Here is a 21741-nt window from a genome sequence, read left to right as displayed (position 1 = left end):
TGAAAAGCGATGGCTGACGGCAATTTGACGCTGCATACGGATAAATACCAGATCAATATGATGTACGCGCATTGGGTGAACGGGACGCAGAACGAAAGGGCGGTATTCGACGTCTACTTCCGCAAGCTGCCTTTCGGCAACGGCTATGCGGTATTCGCCGGCTTGGAGCGGATCGCGGACTATATCCGGAGCCTGGCGTTCGGAGATGCCGAGATTGCATACCTGAGCGAGCAGGAGGAACAATATAAGCCCGAATTTCTGGAGGAGCTGTGCCGGTTCCGGTTTGCCGGGGATGTGTACGCGGTACCCGAAGGCACGATCGTGTTTCCGAACGAGCCGCTTATCCGCGTGGAAGGGCGCATATTCGAAGTGCAGCTGATCGAGACGGCGCTGCTCAACTTCATGAACTACCAGACGCTGATCGCGACGAAAGCGGCCCGGATCAAGCGGGTAGCCGAAGGCGACGTGCTGCTCGAGTTCGGGTCACGGCGGGCGCAGGAAGCCGACGCGGCGGTGTGGGGAGCGAGAGCGGCTTACATCGCCGGCTTCGATGCTACGTCCAACTTGCTCGCGGGGATGAAGTTCGGCATTCCGACGAAAGGAACGCATGCCCATGCGTGGGTACAGGGGCATGATACGGAGCAGGAGGCGTTCGACCGGTTCGCGGAGGCGCTGCCGGATCAAGTAACGCTGCTGGTCGATACGTACGACACGCTCGCGAGCGGCGTTCCGAGCGCGATCCGCACGGCGAAGAAGCTGGAGGAGCGGGGGAAACGGATGAATGCGATCCGGCTCGACAGCGGCGATCTCGCCTACTTGTCCAAGCGGGCGCGGGAAATGCTGGATGCTGCCGGACTGCCGTATGTGAAAATTGTCGCCTCCAACGATCTCGACGAAACGCTCATCTTCAACCTGAAGGCGCAAGCCGCGAAGATCGATACGTGGGGCGTCGGCACGCAACTGATCACGGGGGGCAGCGAGCCGGCCCTCGGCGGCGTATACAAGCTCGTCGCACGGGAAAAGGACGGGGAATACGTTCCGGTTATCAAAATATCCGGCAACCCGGAGAAAGTAACTACGCCGGGATTGAAGCAAGTATACCGTATCATCAACCGGCAGACGGGCAAAGCCGAAGCCGATTATATCGTGCTGCACGGCGAACAGGACGTAACGCAGGGGAAACGGATCAAGCTGTTCGATCCGGTCCATCCGTACATTCACAAGTATGTGGAAGATTATGACGCGATTCCGCTGCTGGAGCCTGTTTTTGCAGGTGGGGAGCTTGTCCGGGAGCTGCCGACGCTTGCCGAGATCCGCAACCATCACGCGAAGCAGCTGGAGCTGTTCTGGCCGGAGCATCTGCGCAAGCTGAATCCGGAGACGTATCCGGTCGATTTGAGCGTAGCTGCCTGGGAATTGAAAATGAACCTGCTTCATCGCCATACAAGCAAAGCATAGCGCGAATGCGTTCGTTCAGCGACGCGTCGACGGGACCCTGTACCCAGGGTCCCGTCATTCGTCTCGGCCTAAAGGCCGACCTCGCGCTCGCTCCATTCCCACAGCCTTTTGGCAGTTACGGCATCTTGGGCGAGTGCCGATACGGGAGCCGGCTTATTGTCGTAGAAATATTGCCCGGTCACTCCGGCGACTTCGTTCGCGGTAGCCAAGTATACGGCGGTCGCGGCACCTTCGGCGGGGGTCCGGAAAAAAGGACGGAGCAGCCTGTAAACCGACCGGCCGAATCCGGTTCGGCGGTCCACACCGAAATCGGTGGCGACGGCTCCCGGATGAACCGCATTGACCGTCACGGTCCCGCCTCCGCCCCTCAGCCGCTCGGCCAGCTCGCGCACGAACAGCACATTGGCGAGCTTCGATTGGGCGTATCCTTTGACCGCATTGAACCCTCGCGTAAGATGGGGGTCTTCGAAATGAATTCTCCCGGCCTTGTGAGCCCCGGAGGACACGACGACGATACGACCTTGCGGCGAACGTTGGATGGCCGGCAAAAGCAAACTCGTGAGCAGAAAATGGCCCAGATGGTTGACGCCCATCATCGCTTCGAAGTTGTCCGATGTCGTATGCCGCTTGATCGTGATGACTCCCGCGTTATTGATCAGCACGTCAAGCGCGTCGTGCCGGGCGAGAAATTGCTCCGCAAATTGCCGGACGCCGCGCAGCGAGCCTAGATCGCAAAGCATCAATTCGATATCCGCCGCTCCGCTTTGGCGTATCGCTACCCGGCGGGCCGCTTCGCCGCGCTCCAAGCTTCGGCATGCCATGACGACGCGATATCCCCGGCGCGCCAGCTCGGTTGCGGCAGCAAGCCCCATTCCGGAATTGGCGCCGGTTACGAGCACTGTTTTACGAGACATGGCCATCCTCCCTCTCTTCTTCCTCAATAATATAAGAAATAGGAAAAAACTTCCATGACTGTGCAAGTTACGACGGTCCGGGCCTATTTTCCGACAATGTATTTCGGCCTGCAAAAAAATAGTTCGACAGTAACGGAAACCGGGAATGTCGAATCCGAATACTCCGAGGGACCGGTCGGCGATCTTGACACCCGCTGTGCAGAGGTGTTTCCGGCATATTGAAGAATCTTCAACAATGGGAATATTCGACATGGATCGAGTGATTCCTGCGTTTTGCGTTGGATCTTGGAAAGTGGAGAATTTCCAATTCGGAACGGGTTGTCGAATACGGGTGCCGCCAGGAAGGCAATACGAGCGAAACCGCTACTATTAGACAAATATCCCCCTATGATCCTAGTTCTTTAGTTGTAATTCGATCTGGCGGCGCTAGTTCCGCCCGCCTCCGATTTCCGATCCTATGGGGCTTGGAGCGCAAAATTTAATGAATTCTTAGTGGAATTTTATATGAAAATTTAAACTGGACTTCGACATGGTTTTACAGTATTTACACCGGGTTCATGCGATAACTAATGCATGGTAATTTTTGCCGTGGGAATGGAGGGATTATTTGGAATGAGGGAAGCAGGGGGTAAAGCGCTTCTTGATATTCGGGTCATTCTGGTGCAGATGGGAATTAAGTCATATCCCGAGGCAGAAGCCCCAAAATCGGAAACAGTAAAGGCTGGATAGGAGGGCGAATGAAACGATAAACGATTAGCATGGAACTAACCACGGTATAGAGGGGGCTAGTAAGAGGCTTCTAGTCTTATAGAGCATGTATATGACGAGATCGAACGACGTCGGTTATGACGTTTCATATAAATTGATTTTAACGGAACCTTCATTTGCGCAATACGGAAATGATCGGGTATGCTGGAAAGTGTGACTTTCCGCATAGACGGATCTACGCGAAATGGGGGATATGATGACAACTTCGGTACCAAAAACTACGATGGCGGATATATTCCGCAATCGGGTCGTCCGTACTATCCTCATGTCGGCTTTGTTTTTACAGATCGGCATATGGGTACGCAATTACTCGATTTTACTTTATGTGATGGAACAAACGAATGAAGATCCGGTTGCCGTATCGCTTATTTCGGTGGCCGAATTCGCTCCGATTTTTCTGTTCTCCTTTATAGGAGGGACGTTCGCCGACCGCTGGCGGCCGAAGCTGACGATGGTATGGTGCGATTTGCTCAGCGCCGCTTCGATCTTCGTCGTGCTGCTGACGCTTATGCTGGGCAGCTGGAAAGTGATCTTCTTCGCGACGCTCGTCTCGTCGATCTTATCGCAGTTTTCCCAGCCTTCGGGGATGAAGCTGTTCAAGCTGCACGTATCGGACGAACTGATGCAGATGGGGATGTCGGTGTATCAGACGCTGTTTGCCTTGTTTATGATACTGGGCCCGGTTATCGGGACGTTCGTTTACCAGCATTTCGGCATTAATACTTCGATCGCGATTATGGGCATCGCCTTTATATTGTCGGCAGTCGTGCTCGTCATGCTTCCGCCGGACCGGCGTGAGGATACGCGCAAGGAGAAGACTACGGTGTGGCAGGAAATGAAGGACGGGATCCGCTATGTGCTGAGAAGCCGCTCGCTGACTTCTCTCGGCGGATGCTTCGCGGCAGCCGGACTCGCGCTCGGGTTGACTCAGCCGCTCGCGGTGTTTCTCGTCACCGAACGGCTGGGCTTGCCGAAGGAGCAGTTTCAATGGCTGATGGCGGCGAACGGAATCGCCATGATTATCGGCGGCGGGCTTGTCATGGCACTGGCCAGAAAGGCGGCCCCTCAAAACCTGCTCGTCCTCGGAATGTCCGTCAGCGCGGTAGGCATATTGGTAATGGGTTTGTCCACCAACCTATGGCTGACCCTCGCGGCGGAATTCGTGAGCGGACTCGTCATGCCTTGCATCCAAATCGGAATCAACACGATGATTCTGCGCAATACGGAAGCCGATTACGTAGGGCGCGTCTCGGGTACGCTGACCCCGCTGTTTATGGGAGCCATGGTCATAACGATGAGTACAGCGGGAGCATTGAAAAAAGCGTTCTCGCTCGTCACGATTTACGAGATTGCGGTGGCGCTGTTCATCGTCGGCATCGTGATCATGCTCCCGCTCTTGAAGCGGTCGCCCGATTCGGCCGGAGGGAAGAGCGAGCCGGGCGAAATGGCAAGCTGAAGCTGGAAGGAGAAGGACGTCCGCCTTGTGTGGTCGTCTTTTTTTTGTATAGGAAATTATATGAAGCTAGTTTCTGTGGATAACGGGGGCTCCCCCAGAAGTAATAGGAATACGAAGCAGATCTTCACTTCTATGTTTACGCTCTTCAGGCGAAAGGCCTGATGGAGAGAGGGGCGGAACTATTATTTCCTCTATAGGTTCAGAAAGAGAGTAAATGCATCGTACATGGAACTTTCAGTTCCGTTATTCGCTCCGGTTTAGTAGAAATACTGTTATTTTGTCCGATAGCGGAACTCAAACTTCCGGTAAGGCGTTAATCCCCGAAGAAACATCTGGCGAATCAATCACCGGCTTGGGAAGGGAGGGTGGTAGTGTGGCTGAATGCCGGCTGAACGAATCGGCGTCTGGATCGTGGGGATACCATGACCGACCGGCCTGAAAGACAAGACGCTTTTCGGCATGGGTAGACGATCTGGAAATGCGCGAGCTGCCGTAAAGGTCGGCTTGCCGATGCGGTTTACGGAATCTGCACGGATCAAAGTGAGGAGCATCGCCATCTACATATGAAGAAAAAAGGGCTGTCTCTCAGTAGCTGAAAGCTACTTTCGGGACGTCCCTTTTTCTGGGCTATCAGATAGATGAAGTGCAGCTCCTGGCTCAAGCTTGCGAAGTCGGGCTCGAACGCCACGATCCGTCAAAACCGGTATACCCTTCCACTAGGTGTTTCCTCTCGCAAGAGCATACTTCTATAAAACGGCGCGCAGATTCGGTCACAGGCCAGCGCGGGCCTAGCTCGCGAGCCGAGGAACGGAAGCTGAGTCCGCAGCTTAACCGGGCTTCCGAACCTCGATGAGCATATACGCCATGATAGGTGCGCTCGGCAAATATGACGAGGTCTCCCGGTTCGGTTACAACAGGAAGCATCCCCGGAACATCCATGCCGCAATAGGAAACCGGCTCCGACCCGGTTGGGTAAAACGACTTGCGTCCCGGTGTAAATTCAAATCCGGCAGGTCCGGACCAATCGTCCGTATGCGAATCCGGCACGATCGCCAGACCGCCGTTCTGCGGGGTGCTGCCCGTCAAATAAAACCAGAGAGAAGGGGCGCCGCTGTTGTTTAATACGGCATTTGCCCCATAAGGATGCTCGAGCGGGTCCCAATCCGTATGCCAGGCATGTACTCCCGACCTCGCCGCATCCCCCGCCGCACCCGGTTTCTTGTAGATGCCCGCGCTTCGATTCAACGTGATCGGTTGATTGCCGTTAAGGAAGCTTGCAAGGTGCATAAGCGGTTCGTAGGCCAGCAGCTCGGCCATTACCGGGCTTTTCTCGATAAAAGACGGATCGGTAATGGACAACGTGGTGTCGTCTTGAAACATAGGCCCGATTACCCGGCGCACTTCGTCCTTTAACCGCTCTACATTGTGGCGGGACAGCATTTGTTTGACGATCGCAAAGCCGTGCTTTTCCTTGCAGTCCCGAATGTTTTGCAGCTCGCTTGGCTCAAATTCATATCGATACGAAAGCTGTATATTCTCCATCCGAAAACACTCCTTTAAATTTCTCTCTTGAAATGAACGGTTACTTCGCCTTTAGTTTCTCTTCGATCGTCTTATTCGTTTTCTCTTCCGCCACGCGAAGTGCGGAATTCATGTCGGTCGTGCCTAATATGACGCTGTTCACTGCTCCGGCGATATTCGTTTCCGCGATCGCATTGTAGGGGTTGATCCCGTTTGTCGCCGCATATTTCACCGGTACTAGCGCGGCCGCGTTCCTTCCTTTGAGATTCCGTTCTTCCGAACCGTAAACTTCTCGCCACTTCGTGTTCTTCAGCACAGGTGCCGCGCCGCTTTTGGCAGCCTGGAACTGCAGCTCCTCGTCGGTCAAAGCGGCCATGGCCAAAAAGGCGGCATCCTTCTTTTTGCTCGTACTCGGCATGACGAAATAGACGGCTTCAGGCTGAGGGCCGACACCCGGGCGCGACTTGAACTCCGGGAACGTTACCGCGTCCCAATTCATTTTGACTCCTTGCTCTTCCCTTGGCCAATCCGAGTTCATTTGCACAAGCATAGCGAGCGTTCTGTCCTTCACAAACATATCCAGCGACGGCCCGCCGATCCCCGTACCTTTCTCCGTTGGCGCGAAGCCGGGCAGCTGAGAGAAGCGGATGAAGTTCTCAAGAAAGCTTTTCCATTCCGCGGTAAAAAACGCCGCTTTCGAGCCGGCATCCAGTCTTGGCAGCGACAGCTGGTTAAAGGTGATGAAATTGGTCGTACGGATGCCAAATCCCCGATATTTCATTCCCCCGTCCTCGCGTGTCAGCTTCTTGGCGGTTTCGTATACTTCGTCCCAAGTCATGCCATCCTTGACATAAGCTACGCCGAACTTGTCGAATAAATCTTTGTTGTAGAAAAGTCCGGGGGCATTCACTTTAAAAGGCAATCCTGCCATCTTTCCCGGTTCCAACGCTTTAGTCAATTCGTATACAATCGGGTCCAGTTTATTAAAATCGTACTTGTACTTCTTGGCCAGCTCTGTAATATCCCCGATCAAGCCGCGGTCTTGCAAACTCTGGTAAGCGTTGGAGGTAGTCATGATCAAATCGAGCTCCGTTTTGGACGCTATCAATTCATCCATCGTAGTACCGGTTCCGCTCTGGATATAGTTAATGGATAGATTTGGATATTTTTTCACTATATAATTGCCGTACGTCTCCATGAACGTTTCTTTCGGGTAACCGCTCCATGGATAATAAATCGTGATTTGCACCGGTTCCTTCAAAGCCGTTTCCACGCTGCCGGCTTCAATCGATTTCTCGCCATCGATGGCCTGGCTTCCGCCACCCCCGCTACTGCACGCGCCGACTAGCATAATCGACAATGCTAGCGAACCTAGTGAAACTATCCTTTGTTTGACCATAGCGCCAATCCCCCCTTGGTTATTGCATTAGCGTTATTGTTGCGCTTCTCTCTATTGCCATTGGAATCGGTATGCTACAATGAAAGCGCTCTTCAAAAACTTCGGATTGCTGCGAATGATGTCCTGGAGGTAGCTTATGATCGAATATCCGACAGAAACGAAAGCGCTTTGGCTGCACAGACCGACACCTCTCGAGAAAATGTGGGGTATCTGGCCGACCAGTACCGGATACGCGATAGCGAAGCCGGAATACCGGAACGGATCACGAGCTATTCCGTCTTTCGCCCTTATTTATTTGGAGCAAGGCGCCCTCCATTTCATCGATCATCGAGGCAACGAGCAGCTTTTGCGCAAAAATACGATGTTCTGCCTGATCCCCGGCATTCTTCATCAATACTATTACGCTGAGGCCGACGCACCGCCACGAACGTCATGGATCACATTTGAAGGGAAGCAGTCGCTCCCGCTCCTGAACCGGATCGGCTTTTCCATGGAGCAGCCTTGTTTGACCGGTTGGGACGAAACGCGACTTATTCCGCATATGAAATCCATGGAGCGTGTGTTCGCATCCGAGGAAAAAACGGACCGCTTACATTTTGTGCTGCTGCTCGTAGGCTTGTTCGACGAATTGCTTGCGCAGTCCCGGCAGCTCGGTTACGAGAACGCCCCTAACACCTCTTGGCTGCAGGACAGCATCGAATTTATGAATACCCACTATTCCAATGGCATCCGCATTCGCGATGTAGCTCGCCATGCGAGTATGACGCGTTCCCATTTTACCCGAGTGTTTACCGAGCAAAGGGGCTGCTCCCCGAAGGCGTATTTACAGCAGCTGCGGATGGAAAAGGCAATGCACTACCTGAAGGAAACGTCCTTCACGCTCACGGAAATCGCCTTGACGATCTCTTATCCCGATGCCTATTCGTTCAGCCGGGCATTCCAGCAGCATTACGGCTATCCTCCTTCCCAAGCTCGTGAGCGATCCGACAAAGGTTCTTCGGATTAACCCCATCTTATCAGCAGGCGCTGCTGTGCAAAATGTGATTATGTTTCGAATTTCCGCCGCATTTTGTGCGGTGCACTTGAAGGTAATGTCGGTTTATATTATTGCAGTATTTTTTGGATTCCGGACCTGATTGAGCCGACGATGCGGGCTTTCGACATATGGGTGCCGAAACAATAAATATTGCCGTATCAGAAAGGTGGAAGTATGGGGTGTCGGTTCGGTAGGTATCAACGGCCTCTGGCTTTTGATGCGGAGTAAAGACTGGTATAGAGGTGACGGGAGCTGAAATCAATTCGGCTCTCTTTATAGTGCACATACAAGCGGATGCGTGTGGTGCGGCAATTGGGCGAGCGCCCGGCAACTTTCGGCGGCCCGAAGACGTCTATAAGAACAGTAACGGCAGTGCACGCTGCCGCATCCGGGAGGAATGGATCATGAGAAGGTTCGGTTCCAGCACGTTATTCGGATTAGGGGTGGCCGTGATGCTGGTCTTCCTGGCCGGTTGTGCGGCCCCGGCAAACAAGCCGCCGACCGATCGGCCGGACGGAAAGGCGCCGACGGAGCAAACGCCGGAGAAGCCGGCGGCCCCTTCCGCAGAGGAGCAGGGGAAAGCGGTCGTGCAGGCATTGAAGGAGAAAGACATGAACAAGCTGGCCCGTATGGTGCATCCGGACAAAGGCATTCGCTTCTCGCCATACGGCTATGTGGATGCGGATAAAGATTTGACGTTCAAGCCGGCCGCCATCGGGAAGCTGTTTGAAGATAACAACGTATACGAATGGGGAACGTACGACGGCTCCGGCGAACCAATCAAGCTGAAATTCGCCGAATACTATGCCAAGTTTATCTATGACGCCGATTTCGCCAAAGCGCCGCAGACCTCGGTCAACAAGACGATCGGCAAGGGCAATATGGCGAATAATATGAGCGAAGCGTATCCGGCCGCACGGTACGATTTCGTCGAGTACCATTACAGCGGGTTCGACAAAAAGTTCGAAGGCATGGATTGGAAAAGCTTGAGACTCGTCTTCGAGAAAGACGGAAGCCGGCTTCTTCTGGTCGGCATCGTTCACGATCAATGGACCATCTAAGGGAAGCCGGCCGCTTTGAGGGGACGATATTTGCGGATTCCATGCGTGTGCAGGGCTGCTAGAACATGCTCCAATCGTACTGTTCGGACAGCCGCTTCAGCAGATGGACTCCGGCGGTGCTGTTGCCTTTGTCATTCAATGCCGGTCCGATGATGCCGACGCCGAGCTCCCCGGGAACGACGGCCAATATGCCCCCGGCGACGCCGCTCTTCGCGGGAATGCCGACCTGGATGGCGAACTCGCCGGAGGCGTTGTACATGCCGCAGGTGACCATGAACGATTTGGCGATGCGCACGAAACGTTTCGGAAGCAATTCCCGTCCGCTCGACGGATCTACCCCGTCGTTCGCCAGCACGAGCCCCATGCGGGCGATGTGGGCGCATGTCACCTCGATGGCGCACTGCTTGAAGTACACCTCGAGCGTCGGCTCGACGTCTTCATCGAGGACTTTGTTGTCCTTCAGAAAATAGGCGAGCGAACGGTTGCGGTTCGCCGTAGCCGCTTCGGAGCGGTAGACGCTATCGTTGAACGAAGGGGTGTCGTCTCCGGCCAGCTCGCGGATAAAGCTTAAAATGCGCTCGGACTTCCGTTCGGGCGTATCTCCGCGTATGAGCGAGGAGATGACGATCGCGCCGGCGTTAATTAGCGGATTGAACGGCTTTCCCGGCTGGACGAGCTCCAGCTTCAGCATCGAGTTGAATACGTCGCCCGTAGGCTCCATGCCGACTTTCTCGAATACGGCTTGCTCGCCGCGGTCCATCAGGGCGAGGAGCAGCGTGAACACCTTCGATATGCTCTGCAGCGTAAAAGGCATCCCGCAGTCGCCTGCGGACACGGTGCGGCCGGACTTGTGATGCAGTATAATACCGAGCGCTTGCTGCGGCGCGTGGGCGAGCTCGGGTATGTAGGTGGCGACGCGGCCTTCTGCGGCATAGGCACGGCATTCTTGCACCCAGCCGGGCAATTGTTCGGACAAATGTTGGAAATCGGTCGGCATCGGTACATTCTCCTTCGGATGATTCGGATCTATTTATTATACAACAGCCGGAGGCTGGGCGGCACGCGTCGGCGCAGCTTCTCTGCCAACCAACCGACGACCTCTCCCATCTTCGGATCGCCTGCAGGCAAATAAAAGGACGGTCGCCGCATAAGTATGCGGTTACCGTCCCTTTTTTATCCTATCCGCCTGCGCCGTCAAGTCAAGTCTTCATTGAGCGAATCGACCAGCTCGTCGACTTCTGCCGGCACGCTGTGCTTGTGCGTCGCCAGCCCGATACCGATGAACAGAACGGCCGATACGACGACGGGCGAAGCGACGAGCGTGGCGGTAGAGGCCGCCTCCATTATATATTTCACGTAGCCGAAGGTGAGCAGCCCGCCCGCCCAGGAGACGATAGCCGCCATCGATCCGCTGCGCTTGAACGCGGGAAGCAGGCCGAGCAGCATCGGGATCGAGATCGGTCCGATCAGCGCTCCGAACCAGGTGATGAGCAGGCCGAGGATGCCGCCGAAGTTGCTCTGATTGACCGCGACGAGAAGCGTAAGCGAGGTGAAGACGACGAGCGTGACGCGTGCGGCGAGCAGCGATCCTTTGCCCTTCATGGCGCGGAACCGGACGAACAGCTTCGGCAGGATGTCGCGGGTGACGACGGACGTGATCGCGTTCGCATCCGACGTCGTCATCGCCATCGTATGGGCGAACATCGAGGCGAGGACGAGTCCGATCAATCCGGGCGGAAGCAAGTCCATCGCCATCATCGAGTACGATTGGTTCGGGTCGGCGAGCGACGGATAGAAGATGGGGGCGGCCCACATCGGGAAAAATAAGATGAGCGGCCAAACCAAATAAAGGGCGGACGACAAGTAAGCGGCCTTGCGCGCTTCTTTGCCGTTCGGCGAAGCGATGTACCGCTGGGCGAGATTCCAAGTGCCGCCATTGTAGCTGAGGAAATCGATCAGCAAATAGGCGAGCACGAATCCGAGCGTGTACGGCCCGGCAAGCGCATCGTTATGGGTCGGAGGCAGCCGGTCCCAGACGTCGAAGATCGAGCCGATGCCGCCGAGCTTGACGAGCACGATAATGAACATGGCGAGCCCGGCGACCAATTGCACGACAAATTGCGCGAAGTCGGTCAAGGCGTCCGCCCACAGACCGCCGATCGTAATGTACAGCAGAGACAAGGCGCCGGAGACGATAATGCCGGTCGTCAGAGGCACATCCGCGAATACGTTCAGAATGACGGCGATCGCCGCCCATTTCGCGCCGACGTCGAACAGCTTCAGCAGCACACCGCTCCAAGCCATAATTTGCTGGGTCGGAACGTTATACCGTTTCGCCAAATATTCCGTCGGCGACTCGATGTTCAACCGCTGCCGCAGCCGGGACCAGCGGGGAGCGATCCATCGCGCTCCGACGAAGACGGCGACCGCCACCGGAACGGCCCACCATATGTACAGCGTGAAGCCGTACTTGTAGGCGACTCCCGCGTATGCGACGAAGACGGCCGCACTGTATCCGGACATATGGTGCGAGATGCCGGACAGCCACCACGGCATCCGGCCTCCCGCGGTGAAAAAATCGCCGGTTCCTTTTACCTGGCGGTATGACCAGACGCCGATGCCGATCATCAGAAGGAAATAGAGTCCCATGACAACCCAATCGAGTACGTGCACGCGTTTCCTCTCCTTTTAAGGGAATGTTGAAACCGTCGACAGCCTCATAACAAACGCTTCGATTGAAAGCGCTTTAATAAGATACTTATGTCCGCGTTATATGCGGAATAACTGCAAATTCGAGAGATTTTACAGGGTAGAGCTTATTGAGATCCTGAACAGTCATGACAGCTTATTGAGGACGGGTATCCAAAGCAAATGTAAAGCCTAGTGTAAAATTGTATTGTGTATTATGAAATTAAATACTATAATTTGATACATAAACATGTTGTTTGCTTAAAAAATACCACATTGCAATCATCTCATTCAAAATGAGCTTGGAGGTTTTCCATGGCACACCTAAGTTTGAACAAATTCTCGGGCGTACACGTCGCGATGAATTCCTGCTATGACGATAAGGGCGAGGTCAGCCCTGCAGCGGCCGGACAGCTGACCCGTTTCCTCATTGGGAAGGGCGTCGACGGGCTTTATGTCGGAGGAGGAACCGGGGAAGGCATTCTGCAGAGCGTCGATGAACGGAAAATGATGCTGGAGGCGGTATTGGAAGCGAACGACGGACGCGTAACCGTAACCGCTCATATCGGGGCCAATACGACGAAGGACAGCGTGCAGCTGGCCCGGCATGCCGAGCAAGCCGGAGCGGACGCCGTTTCCTCGATCCCGCCGTTTTATTATTCCTATACCGAAGAGGCGGTTAAAGCGTATTGGAACTCGATGATGGATAGCTGCTCGCTGCCGTTTATTATATACAACATCCCGGCCGCGACCGGCTTCCATATGTCTAACACCATGCTGAAGGAAATGCTCGGCAATGAGAAGCTGCTCGGCATGAAGACGACAACGTTCAACGTCTACGAATTGCAGCAGTTTAAAGCGATCGGCGGCGATCGGTTCCTCTTGTTCAATGGTCCGGATCAGCAATATTTGGCCGGAAGAATTATGGGAGCGAGCGCGGGAATCGGCGGGACGTACGGGGCGATGCCGGAGCTGTTCGTCCGGCTGGAGCGCGAATTCCGGGCCGGAAACGTGGACGAAGCGCAGCGGCTGCAATTCGTCATCAACGAGATCATTACCGATATTCGCGCGATCGGCTTGTTCGCAGCCGTCAAAGAGCTAGTCAAGCTTCGCGGAATCGACTGCGGCACACCGCGCTTGCCGCTGCCTGCCGCAAAACTGTCCGACGGGCCGGCCATCCGCGAGATTTATGAGAAGATCATGAAGCACGTTCGGGAATGCGAGCCGAGCGTTACGTAACAAGGACTGCCAGTTTAGCGGTTATATACGAAATGAGAGGAGACGAGAACGCGGATGATTGAGCATAAGCGGAAGCAAGTATTGGTCGGCAGCGAAGGGCCCGTCGAGCAACAGCGGTATTATGCATTTCCGTCCATGCTGGAGCTGAAAGGAGACGGGAGCCGCATTCTGATCGCCTACAAAAACGGGGAGAAGCATTTCCGGGAAGCGAGCGCGCCGCTCGAGGTCGTCACTTTGGACGCCGTAACGAAAACAGTGTCGTCGCCGTACATCGTGGACGAGGGAGCAGGCAAAGTGAACCAAAATCCGGAGCTGATGCGCATGCCGGACGGCTCGATCCATATGTATGTGGACGTGCAGCAGGGAGGCTCCAAGGAACGGCTGGGGCTGCGGCTATATCGCTCTGTGGATGAAGGGGAGACGTTCGCGGACGAAGGCGATTTTCCTGAAGTCGGCGGCTATCGGTATGGCTACTCGTTCGATGATGAGACCGGTCCCGACGGATCGGTGTGTATGCTCGTCATGTCGTTCGTCGAGCTAACCGGAGGCATCAGGGCGGTTCATGCCGTTCGAACGGCGGATTCGGGACAAACGTGGACGTATTTGAAAAATTTGAATACGGAATTTCAATTCGACTTCAACGAAAGCACGCTGCTTCCTTATAAGGAAGGCTTCGTTCTTATTGCGCGGGGCTATAATAAGAAGACAATGGCATTTCGAACCGATTTGCAGTTCAACATGACGGCATCGGCCGTTCTATCCGATCGTTACGATTCGATCGAATATGTCGGCAGACCGAAGCTGTTCGTGCACGACGGCGAAACGTACCTGCTCTGTCGCAATATTCCCGCCGGGCAGTCATGCGGTACGCTCGAGCTGTACCGGTTCGACCCCGACAGTCTGGAGCTCCGGTCGAACGTACTATTGGACACGAATGATAATGAGGCGGGCGACTCCTACTACCCCGAGCCTTATTTCATCAACGAGAACGGCCGGACGATGTTTAACGTCATTACGTATGCTCCCGATGCGACCGGACATAAGCCGGACATCGTCAGGCTGGAGTACGATTGGGCCGAGCTGACGCGCCGGCTTGGGGATATGGCCCATGTCGACGGATGAAGGGTTGCAGGCAGCATGCGCAGAGATGCCCGTACGACCGCATGGGAAAGCCGGCGATGCGCTCGTCTACCGGTTCGGAGGAGAGGGTAACGACTGGTGCTTCGTGCGATTGCCGTATCAATACGATCCGGACGGAAAGCCGCATCCATGGATCCTATGCAACCACGGCAACGGATGGGTGATGGACGGGACGGAGCGTAAAGCGAATTGGTCCGAGAAGACGCAGTACGGCGTCGATACGCAAAACGACGGAGCTTATTTGCACATGGATGCGCCCGGATACCGGAGGTATTCCAACCCGACGATCGAAGCTTTTTTGCGTGCCGGCTATGTCGTATGCGGTGCGCAAAATGATGGGGATCTGCTCTACGGCAACGACAATTGCACTCGCGCATGCGCTTCTTTTTATCAGCATATGGTGGAGACGTACCGGGTGGAGCGGAAATGCTTCATACTCGGGGCGTCCAACGGATTTATGACGACCGTAGGAGCGGTCCGGACGTTGGGAGCCGATCGGGTGCTTGGCATAATCGGACAGTATCCGCTTTGCCATTTGCGCCATGCGTTTATGCACACTCACCGGGAAGGAATAAAGCGGGCGTTTGGGATAGCCTCCGACGATATCGCCGAATTCGAGTCCAAAGCGGAGGACGCCGATCCGTGCCGCGCTCCGGTCTCCGGTACGGAAGACGACGCCGTTAGCAAGTGGCCGCCGACGCTGCTCGTCTGGTCTTCGACGGATCAGGTGCTGCCGATGGAGGAGCATGCGGTCAAGTATGCCGCGCTGCTTCGGGCTCGTGGCATCGCCGTGGACGATATCCGGGTCGATCAAGACGGGGAGACGTGCCTGCACGGGAGTTACAAGCATTTCTTGCCGGAAACGTTTGTATCGTGGTGCAGGACGGTTCGCACGCGAGACGCGGATTGAGTTCGTTTGATTCGGAAAAGTGTTCTGACCTTCGCATTCGCGAAGGTTTCTTTGCGTTTTTGACAACACAATTCAACGGTGTGTAGAAATAAATGGGTGAATCATTTAGAATGGAAATGTGCAATATGAAATTGGATTTTTATTTGAGGAGGATCCTCTTGAAATCGGAACAATCAACCGCGATGCTGACGCAAAGCGTAACGCGGGCGTTAGGAATATTGTCTTGCTTTACGAACGAATATCCCGAGCTGCGGGTGATCGATTTTGCCAAAATGCTCAATTTGACGCAAAGCAACGTATCCCGTCTGCTGACTACGATGGTCTCGCTCGGCTATGTGATCAAGGATGAGTCCACCGGCTACTACCGGCTTGGCAACGAGATCATTACGCTGGGCGGCATCGCCCTGAATCATTACGAAATCCGCAAGCAAGCGCTGCCCGAGCTTTACGAAACGGAGAAGAAAACCGGCTTCGACGCCAACCTGGCGATACTTGACCGGGGCACTTTGTTTTACTTGGCGCATGTGGACAGCTACACGTCCCCCAGAATGTACACGTTCATAGGTCGGCGCAATCCGCTCCACTGTACGGCGATCGGCAAGGTTCTCCTTGCTTACGGCAATGCGGAGGAAACTGAGGAGCTGCTGTCGAACGAGCCTTTGAAGGCCTATACGGACCGGACGGTTACGGACAAAGCGAAGCTGTACGAGCAATTCGACCAGATACGCAAGAAAGGCTACGCGGTGGAAGAGGAGGAGCTGGCCCTCGGCCGCGCTTGTCTGGCTGCGCCCGTCGTCGGACGGACCGGCAAGGTGGTAGCGGGCATCAGCATCTCCGGCGCGCTGTCGAAGATGAATTTGGCGGAACGCGAGCGGGAACTGGCCTCCATTCTGGTCGAGATGGTAGATCGCGTATCGATGAAGATGGGGCATATTTCCGTTACTTATTAATCCCGTAAAGGACCGGTGCGAACGATGAATGGCAGATGGACAGCAAGGAAACGATTAACAACATGAACCAAACGGCATCGCGGGCCAAAGCGGTCCGCCAAGGAAAAACAGCCGCTCTGTTATTGACGGCATTGCTGGCCGTATCGATCATAACCGTGAAAGCTCCTGCCGCCGCAGATGTGCATCGTGCGGACGCCCCGCCTGTGATCAGCATCGATCCCGGACATCAGGAGAAAGGCAATAACGAATTGGAGCCGGTCGGGCCCGGTTCCGAAGAGATGAAGCGGAAGGTAGCTTCCGGTACGCGCGGCGTCGCTACGGGCAAACCGGAATACGTACTCACTTTGGAAGTGTCCATGCGCCTCAAGGATAAACTGGAGGCGAGAGGGTATACCGTCGTTATGACCCGGGAAAGAAACGATGTCGATATCAGCAACAAGGAGCGGGCCGAGGCCGCGAATGCCGCCGGCGCCGACTTGTTTGTACGGATTCATGCAGACGGGGATACGTCGTCCAAGACGCGGGGAGCGTCTGTGCTGTACCCGGCGGAATCCGTCTCGGCAACGCCCGAGTTGTACAGGCTGAGCAAATCGGCGGCAGGCATCGTGTTGGCGGATATGGTCGCGGCGACCGGTGTGAAATCTCGCGGAACGGTAGCCCGGGACGATTTGTCCGGGTTCAACTGGTCAACCGTGCCGAATGTGCTGATCGAGATGGGGTTCATGACGAACCCCGAGGAAGACCGGCTGCTCTCGACGGATGATTACCAGGAGAAGATGGCGGAAGGCATAGCGGATGGCGTAAATCGCTATATTACGGAAATTGCGGGCAAGTCGGCATGGAATCCGCAACCGCATCACGAAACGTTTGCATTGAAAGGGAACGTCGATCTATACGATCGCTCGGGCGGCAAGCTCATCCCGACAGGAGCGTATTTGGGGCCGCAGACGGTCACAGCCCGCGAGAAGGCCGGGCAATGGTACCTAATCGATACGTGGCTTGGCGGCAACTGGATTCGATTGCCGAAGGACTGATTTTGATCATTGGTTAGCGATACGAAGAACCCCCGATGATGTCCGGAATGGACAATGTCGGGGGTTTGTTCATGCATCGATCTTATATTTCTTGTTTCTTCGCCAAAAAGCGGCTTCATGCTCCTTCTTGAATGCCCAATACTGCAACAAACTGAAGGCGACGATCGCGGATATGAGTATGAATAAGGTATTGTTGGTTCCATAATATAAAATGTTAAAGCTGGAAAGAGCTATATACCCGACAATGGTTAACAAAAGGAGCTTTAGGTTTGTCCCTGAAATGTTTTTCATTACAATTTCGCGTCCGTGCTGAACGAATGAAAATCCTATTCGATACTTGACTGCTACTCGCGCAAGCAGCAAAACGAGCAGCCCGCTAACCGTTTGAGTAATATAACTCGTAAGGGTCGAAGGGTAAGAGGTAATTCCGAATTGATGAATTGTATAAAAAATCAACGACGTTACCAAACAATAGGCTAAGTATCCGTTTACCACAACAATTCCCGCATAAAATACAGGGATTTTAAACAAAAGCCAAAAAAATAAAAAAACGACAACAGGCTGAATGAGAGTTGCGAATAACTTCAGCTCAAACACATTAAACACCATATAGGAAAACAAGGCTAGCAGAAATGAGGCAAATACAATCTGGCCTAAATGATAGCGGATTTCGAATCTGTATAGTGCAAAAGCCAGCATGATGAGAGCAAACCATTCCCACATGGAAAATATAAGGAAAATTAAAACGCTCATGAATCTTCTCCGTAATTCCTGAAGTCCGTAATAGTAAAGACTATCATACTACAGATTGATTCAAATGGCATCAAAATTATTTGTAATAAATTATAAGAAAGTCACTCCTGCGAGCGGCTGGATTTGCGTATAAATTAGTTACATTTTAGCGTTATCATCTTTCCTAGCTTGTTCGAGCCGGCTACTCATTTCCTTTTTAACTTTTATCTTCTCCCGATTCGATATTGTAGCAAATTTGCTATTATTTGTAATTTCGGAGTCAAAAAAAACGAGCGCGCGCTCTTCATCGAAATAGGTAACCTTATTAAGGTTCACTAGGTTGTTTCGATCCAACCGGTGAAATCCGAATTGCTGCAAATGTGGTTCTAATGTGGAAATTGTCCACACAAGCGGATAGTAAACTTGTTCCAGTGTATGAAAGGTGACGCTCCGATCGTTCACCTCTATTTTCACAATGTCTTGCAGATCCAACATGACGACTTGTTGAAAGTTATCCGGATCGGGGGTAACGGGGTATTTCACGATTCAGTCAACTCCAAAAAAGGGTAAGGCTGCCAGAACACCCTGACAGCCTATTGAATCATTACTTCTTCAGCTCTTCAGGAATTTCTGGTTGGTGACCTACCGGAGAAGCAGTTTGTACAAAAAAACGAGCAATTCCGTTCAGGATCGATGAAGCAAGTTTAGCCACTAATGTCGCCATCTACTACACCTCCTTCCACCCGAATAACGAAACGGCTTGGAGCAGATACACTAGCGCCATAATCTCGGAGGCTACTACCAAGTTGCTGGCTACCAATAGGACGGAGGCGATTCTCATCAGCGGATAATATTTCTCCGGCATTCTATGATAACCTCGCATATTGGAGGGCGCTAGCAGGGCAACGAGAACCATGCTGGTAATAGTGAAGATAAGGGTCCACAATTCGGAAAAGTGGATGTAGGGAGGTATGACGGCTACCACGATCATGGACAGCATGCAGACGGTGGAGGATTTGAAGTGGTAGCCGCCCGAGAGCATGCGAAGCATGACGAAAGCGGCTATGGCAAGCAAAGTGTCGGAAAACTTTCCTCCAATCGCTCCGATACATAGCGATATAAGGAACGGTATAGTGAAGTTGAATACGATAATCAGGGCAAATTTCATAACGCCGACGCTGACGGTTTCATTCTCGTTGACCTTCTTGATGGAAACGGCAATTTTCTCCGACCATGCCTCAATGATCATCGGAATATTCCCTCCTGAAGACCCAATATTGTAACAATGCTAGCGCGACCATGGCAACTAACAGGAACAAGAACGTATAGTCTCCGAGAAAATACAAGTAATTTACACTGGAAATAACTATGTAACCGACTATCGTAAACAACAACAGCCTCAAATTTATGCCGGACAACTTGACGTTCGCACGATCTCCGTGAGGAACGAAAGTGAAGCCGATGCGGTATTTGTGAACCAGCCAAGAGAGTACCAATGCAATAAAGGCCGATATCGCTTGGGCCTCGTACATATGCTGCGTTCCCGGTACAAGCATGATGTCGAAAATTCTGAAAACATTGAAAACAAGCGCATTGACTACTACATATCCCAAGTATCCGTTGATTGCCATAAGTCCGGCATAGAACAAGGCTACCCTGAAAATTTGCCAAAAGAATAAAAAGACGATAGGCGGCTGCAGAAGCGATGCAATTGCAGTCAAATTAAGCACTTCGAACAGTATGTATGATAGCAAGGAAAGCAAAAACGCCGATAATACGATCTGTCCCCGGTACCATCGAATCTCGAACTTGAACAAAGCGAAAGATAAAATAATGAGAGAAAACCACTCTAAGGAAGAGAAGAACAAAAACAACAACACATTCATACAAAAATCCCCAATCGAAGTCATACTGTGAAATTGCTTTCATTATACTATATGCCGATAGAACTATGAAGTAAAAAATAAACAGTCGAATCGTATCAGTTTGCTCGAAAAAAATATGGTATAATAGTTTATTTATGGAATTCAAATGGAAAGTATCCCCATATTGAGAAAACGGGTTCTCCATCCGGGATCGAACGCCGGCAATTCGTATCGAATTTCGTAATATTTTGACGTTGCAGCCGCTAGCCAGCAAGCATCGGGACCGCCGAACTCCTTGCGCAGGCTGCTTTACGCTTCGGATAGAAATAATTGGATGAAATAATCGTAGCCAAATAGTTCATTTTATTATCATATACTTCATGTTCAAAGAATACGCTTTATGATTACATAGAACTGAAAGTTATACAGTCATGCCCATTCGAGCAAGCAAATAGTAGGAGGGTTCTTTTCCATGGCAAACGCAAAATTGAGAGTCGGCATTATCGGAACGGGCGGTATCGCCAATGGCAAGCATATGCCGGCATTGGCCAAGCTCGCACAAGTAGAAATGGTCGCATTCTGCGACATCGACGAAGAGCGCGCGAACAAGGCCGCCAAGCAATACGGCGTAGAAGGGGCGAAAGTGTACACGAACTATCTCGAGCTGCTTGAAGACAAAACGCTCGATGTCGTGCACGTTTGTACACCGAACGATTCCCATGCGGAAATCTCGATCGCCGCTCTGGAATCCGGTAAGCATGTCATGTGCGAGAAGCCGATGGCGAAAACGGCAGCCGACGCCCGCCGGATGGTCGAAACGGCTAAACGGACCGGCAAGAAGCTGACGATCGGTTACAACAACCGCTACCGTCCGGACAGCCTGCACATGAAGAAGGTCGCCGAGAGCGGACAGCTTGGCGAAGTTTACTATGCCAAGGCGCTCGCGATCCGACGCCGTGCTGTTCCTACATGGGGCGTATTCCTTGACGAAGAGAAGCAAGGCGGAGGACCGCTCATCGATATCGGCACGCATGCGCTCGATTTGACGCTGTGGATGATGGACAACTACAAGCCGGTCAGCGTTACGGGCTCCGTATTCCATAAGCTCGGCAAGAGGGAAAATGCGGCTAACGCCTGGGGACCGTGGGACCCGAAAAAGTTTACGGTGGAGGATTCCGCATTCGGCTTCATCAAAATGGAGGACGGCGCGACGATCGTGCTGGAATCGAGCTGGGCGCTGAATACGCTGCAAGTGGGCGAAGCTAAAGCCGTACTGTGCGGTACGGAGGGCGGAGCCGACATGGAGAACGGTCTGCGCGTGAACGGCGAGCAATTCAGCCGTCTGTACGACACGACCGTGAAAACCGATTCGGGCGGCGTGGACTTCTATGCCGGCAAGAAAGAATCGAGCGGCGATATGGAAGCGCGCCTGTGGGTCGACGCCATCCTGAACGATACCGATCCGCTCGTCAAGCCAGAGCAAGCGCTTGTCGTAACGGAAATTCTCGAGGCTCTGTACGAGTCCGGCCGGACCGGTAAAACGGTTTACTTGAATCAATAATACAATAAT

Annotated in this window: 20 protein-coding genes; 10 read left to right on the top strand and 10 right to left on the bottom strand. The window is 53.3% G+C overall.

Translation table 11 applies throughout. From position 1 onward, the window contains the following. The first annotated feature begins 9 nt into the window (after positions 1-9). Positions 10-1458, top strand: a complete 1449-nt coding sequence (locus FE783_RS13390; protein WP_138879870.1) for a nicotinate phosphoribosyltransferase — start codon at positions 10-12, stop codon at positions 1456-1458. Between the two features lie 68 nt (positions 1459-1526). Here the strand turns inward: FE783_RS13390 and FE783_RS13385 are convergent, their stop codons facing one another. Then, a complete protein-coding gene (locus tag FE783_RS13385; protein ID WP_138879869.1) occupies positions 1527-2372 on the bottom strand; it encodes an SDR family oxidoreductase in 846 nt (281 codons plus the stop codon). A gap of 964 nt (positions 2373-3336) precedes the next feature. On the opposite strand from FE783_RS13385, the gene FE783_RS13380 reads away from it, so the two are divergent. Then, a complete protein-coding gene (locus tag FE783_RS13380; RefSeq protein ID WP_138879868.1) occupies positions 3337-4596 on the top strand; it encodes an MFS transporter in 1260 nt (419 codons plus the stop codon). A gap of 657 nt (positions 4597-5253) precedes the next feature. Here FE783_RS13380 and FE783_RS13375 read toward each other — a convergent pair. Together FE783_RS13375 and FE783_RS13370 are read right to left on the bottom strand one after the other, a co-directional pair. Continuing rightward, a complete protein-coding gene (locus tag FE783_RS13375; protein WP_138879867.1) occupies positions 5254-6138 on the bottom strand; it encodes a phytanoyl-CoA dioxygenase family protein in 885 nt (294 codons plus the stop codon). 40 nt (positions 6139-6178) lie between these two features. Beyond that, complete coding sequence (locus tag FE783_RS13370) at positions 6179-7516, bottom strand: ABC transporter substrate-binding protein (RefSeq protein WP_138879866.1); 1338 nt, start codon at positions 7514-7516, stop codon at positions 6179-6181. Between the two features lie 136 nt (positions 7517-7652). Here FE783_RS13370 and FE783_RS13365 point away from each other — a divergent pair, with 136 nt between their 5' ends. Continuing rightward, positions 7653-8522 carry a helix-turn-helix transcriptional regulator gene (locus tag FE783_RS13365; protein ID WP_138879865.1) on the top strand — a complete coding sequence of 290 codons (870 nt, stop codon included), beginning with the start codon at positions 7653-7655 and terminating at the stop codon, positions 8520-8522. Between the two features lie 434 nt (positions 8523-8956). Beyond that, the gene (locus tag FE783_RS13360) at positions 8957-9613 is read left to right on the top strand and encodes a hypothetical protein (RefSeq protein ID WP_138879864.1); all 657 of its coding nucleotides are present in this window, start codon (positions 8957-8959) and stop codon (positions 9611-9613) included. Positions 9614-9671: 58 nt separating this feature from the next. Here the strand turns inward: FE783_RS13360 and glsA are convergent, their stop codons facing one another. Both glsA and FE783_RS13350 read right to left on the bottom strand, forming a co-directional pair. Further along, positions 9672-10610, bottom strand: a complete 939-nt coding sequence (gene glsA / locus FE783_RS13355) for a glutaminase A (protein WP_138879863.1) — start codon at positions 10608-10610, stop codon at positions 9672-9674. A gap of 197 nt (positions 10611-10807) precedes the next feature. After that, entirely contained in the window at positions 10808-12286 is a 1479-nt protein-coding gene (locus FE783_RS13350; RefSeq protein WP_138879862.1) for a sodium:solute symporter family protein, read from the bottom strand. A gap of 330 nt (positions 12287-12616) precedes the next feature. Between FE783_RS13350 and FE783_RS13345 the strand changes: the two genes are divergently transcribed. The 5 genes from FE783_RS13345 (at position 12617) to FE783_RS13325 (ending at position 17574) form a co-directional block, all read left to right on the top strand. Beyond that, complete coding sequence (locus tag FE783_RS13345) at positions 12617-13540, top strand: dihydrodipicolinate synthase family protein (protein ID WP_138879861.1); 924 nt, start codon at positions 12617-12619, stop codon at positions 13538-13540. Positions 13541-13594: 54 nt separating this feature from the next. Then, the gene (locus FE783_RS13340) at positions 13595-14662 is read left to right on the top strand and encodes a sialidase family protein (protein WP_138879860.1); all 1068 of its coding nucleotides are present in this window, start codon (positions 13595-13597) and stop codon (positions 14660-14662) included. Continuing rightward, entirely contained in the window at positions 14649-15590 is a 942-nt protein-coding gene (locus FE783_RS13335) for a hypothetical protein (RefSeq protein ID WP_138879859.1), read from the top strand. Before FE783_RS13340 ends, FE783_RS13335 begins: the two co-directional genes overlap by 14 nt. A 158-nt stretch (positions 15591-15748) precedes the next feature. Then, entirely contained in the window at positions 15749-16540 is a 792-nt protein-coding gene (locus FE783_RS13330; RefSeq protein ID WP_158301782.1) for an IclR family transcriptional regulator, read from the top strand. A gap of 35 nt (positions 16541-16575) precedes the next feature. Continuing rightward, positions 16576-17574 (top strand): N-acetylmuramoyl-L-alanine amidase family protein, encoded by a 999-nt coding sequence (locus FE783_RS13325; RefSeq protein WP_202916182.1) that lies wholly within the window; start codon positions 16576-16578, stop codon positions 17572-17574. 69 nt (positions 17575-17643) lie between these two features. Here FE783_RS13325 and FE783_RS13320 read toward each other — a convergent pair whose 3' ends face one another. From FE783_RS13320 to FE783_RS13300, 5 genes are all read right to left on the bottom strand, one after another. Further along, entirely contained in the window at positions 17644-18327 is a 684-nt protein-coding gene (locus FE783_RS13320) for a hypothetical protein (protein ID WP_138879857.1), read from the bottom strand. A 138-nt stretch (positions 18328-18465) separates the two neighbouring features. Further along, positions 18466-18849, bottom strand: coding sequence for a LytTR family DNA-binding domain-containing protein (locus FE783_RS13315; protein WP_138879856.1), 384 nt, complete (start codon positions 18847-18849; stop codon positions 18466-18468). 61 nt (positions 18850-18910) lie between these two features. Then, on the bottom strand, positions 18911-19030 hold the full coding sequence (locus tag FE783_RS13310; protein WP_138879855.1) for a cyclic lactone autoinducer peptide: 120 nt from the start codon (positions 19028-19030) through the stop codon (positions 18911-18913). Positions 19031-19033: 3 nt separating this feature from the next. Then, entirely contained in the window at positions 19034-19555 is a 522-nt protein-coding gene (locus FE783_RS13305; protein WP_138879854.1) for an accessory gene regulator ArgB-like protein, read from the bottom strand. Continuing rightward, the gene (locus FE783_RS13300) at positions 19545-20192 is read right to left on the bottom strand and encodes a hypothetical protein (protein WP_138879853.1); all 648 of its coding nucleotides are present in this window, start codon (positions 20190-20192) and stop codon (positions 19545-19547) included. Before FE783_RS13300 ends, FE783_RS13305 begins: the two co-directional genes overlap by 11 nt. Positions 20193-20643: 451 nt before the next feature. On the opposite strand from FE783_RS13300, the gene FE783_RS13295 reads away from it, so the two are divergent. Beyond that, the gene (locus FE783_RS13295) at positions 20644-21732 is read left to right on the top strand and encodes a Gfo/Idh/MocA family protein (protein WP_138879852.1); all 1089 of its coding nucleotides are present in this window, start codon (positions 20644-20646) and stop codon (positions 21730-21732) included. Positions 21733-21741 lie beyond the last annotated feature (9 nt).

It is taken from the genome of Paenibacillus mesophilus, assembly GCF_005938385.1.
Classification (GTDB): Bacteria; Bacillota; Bacilli; order Paenibacillales; family NBRC-103111; genus Paenibacillus_AB; species Paenibacillus_AB mesophilus.
This window is presented reverse-complemented; position numbering and strand designations above follow the sequence as displayed.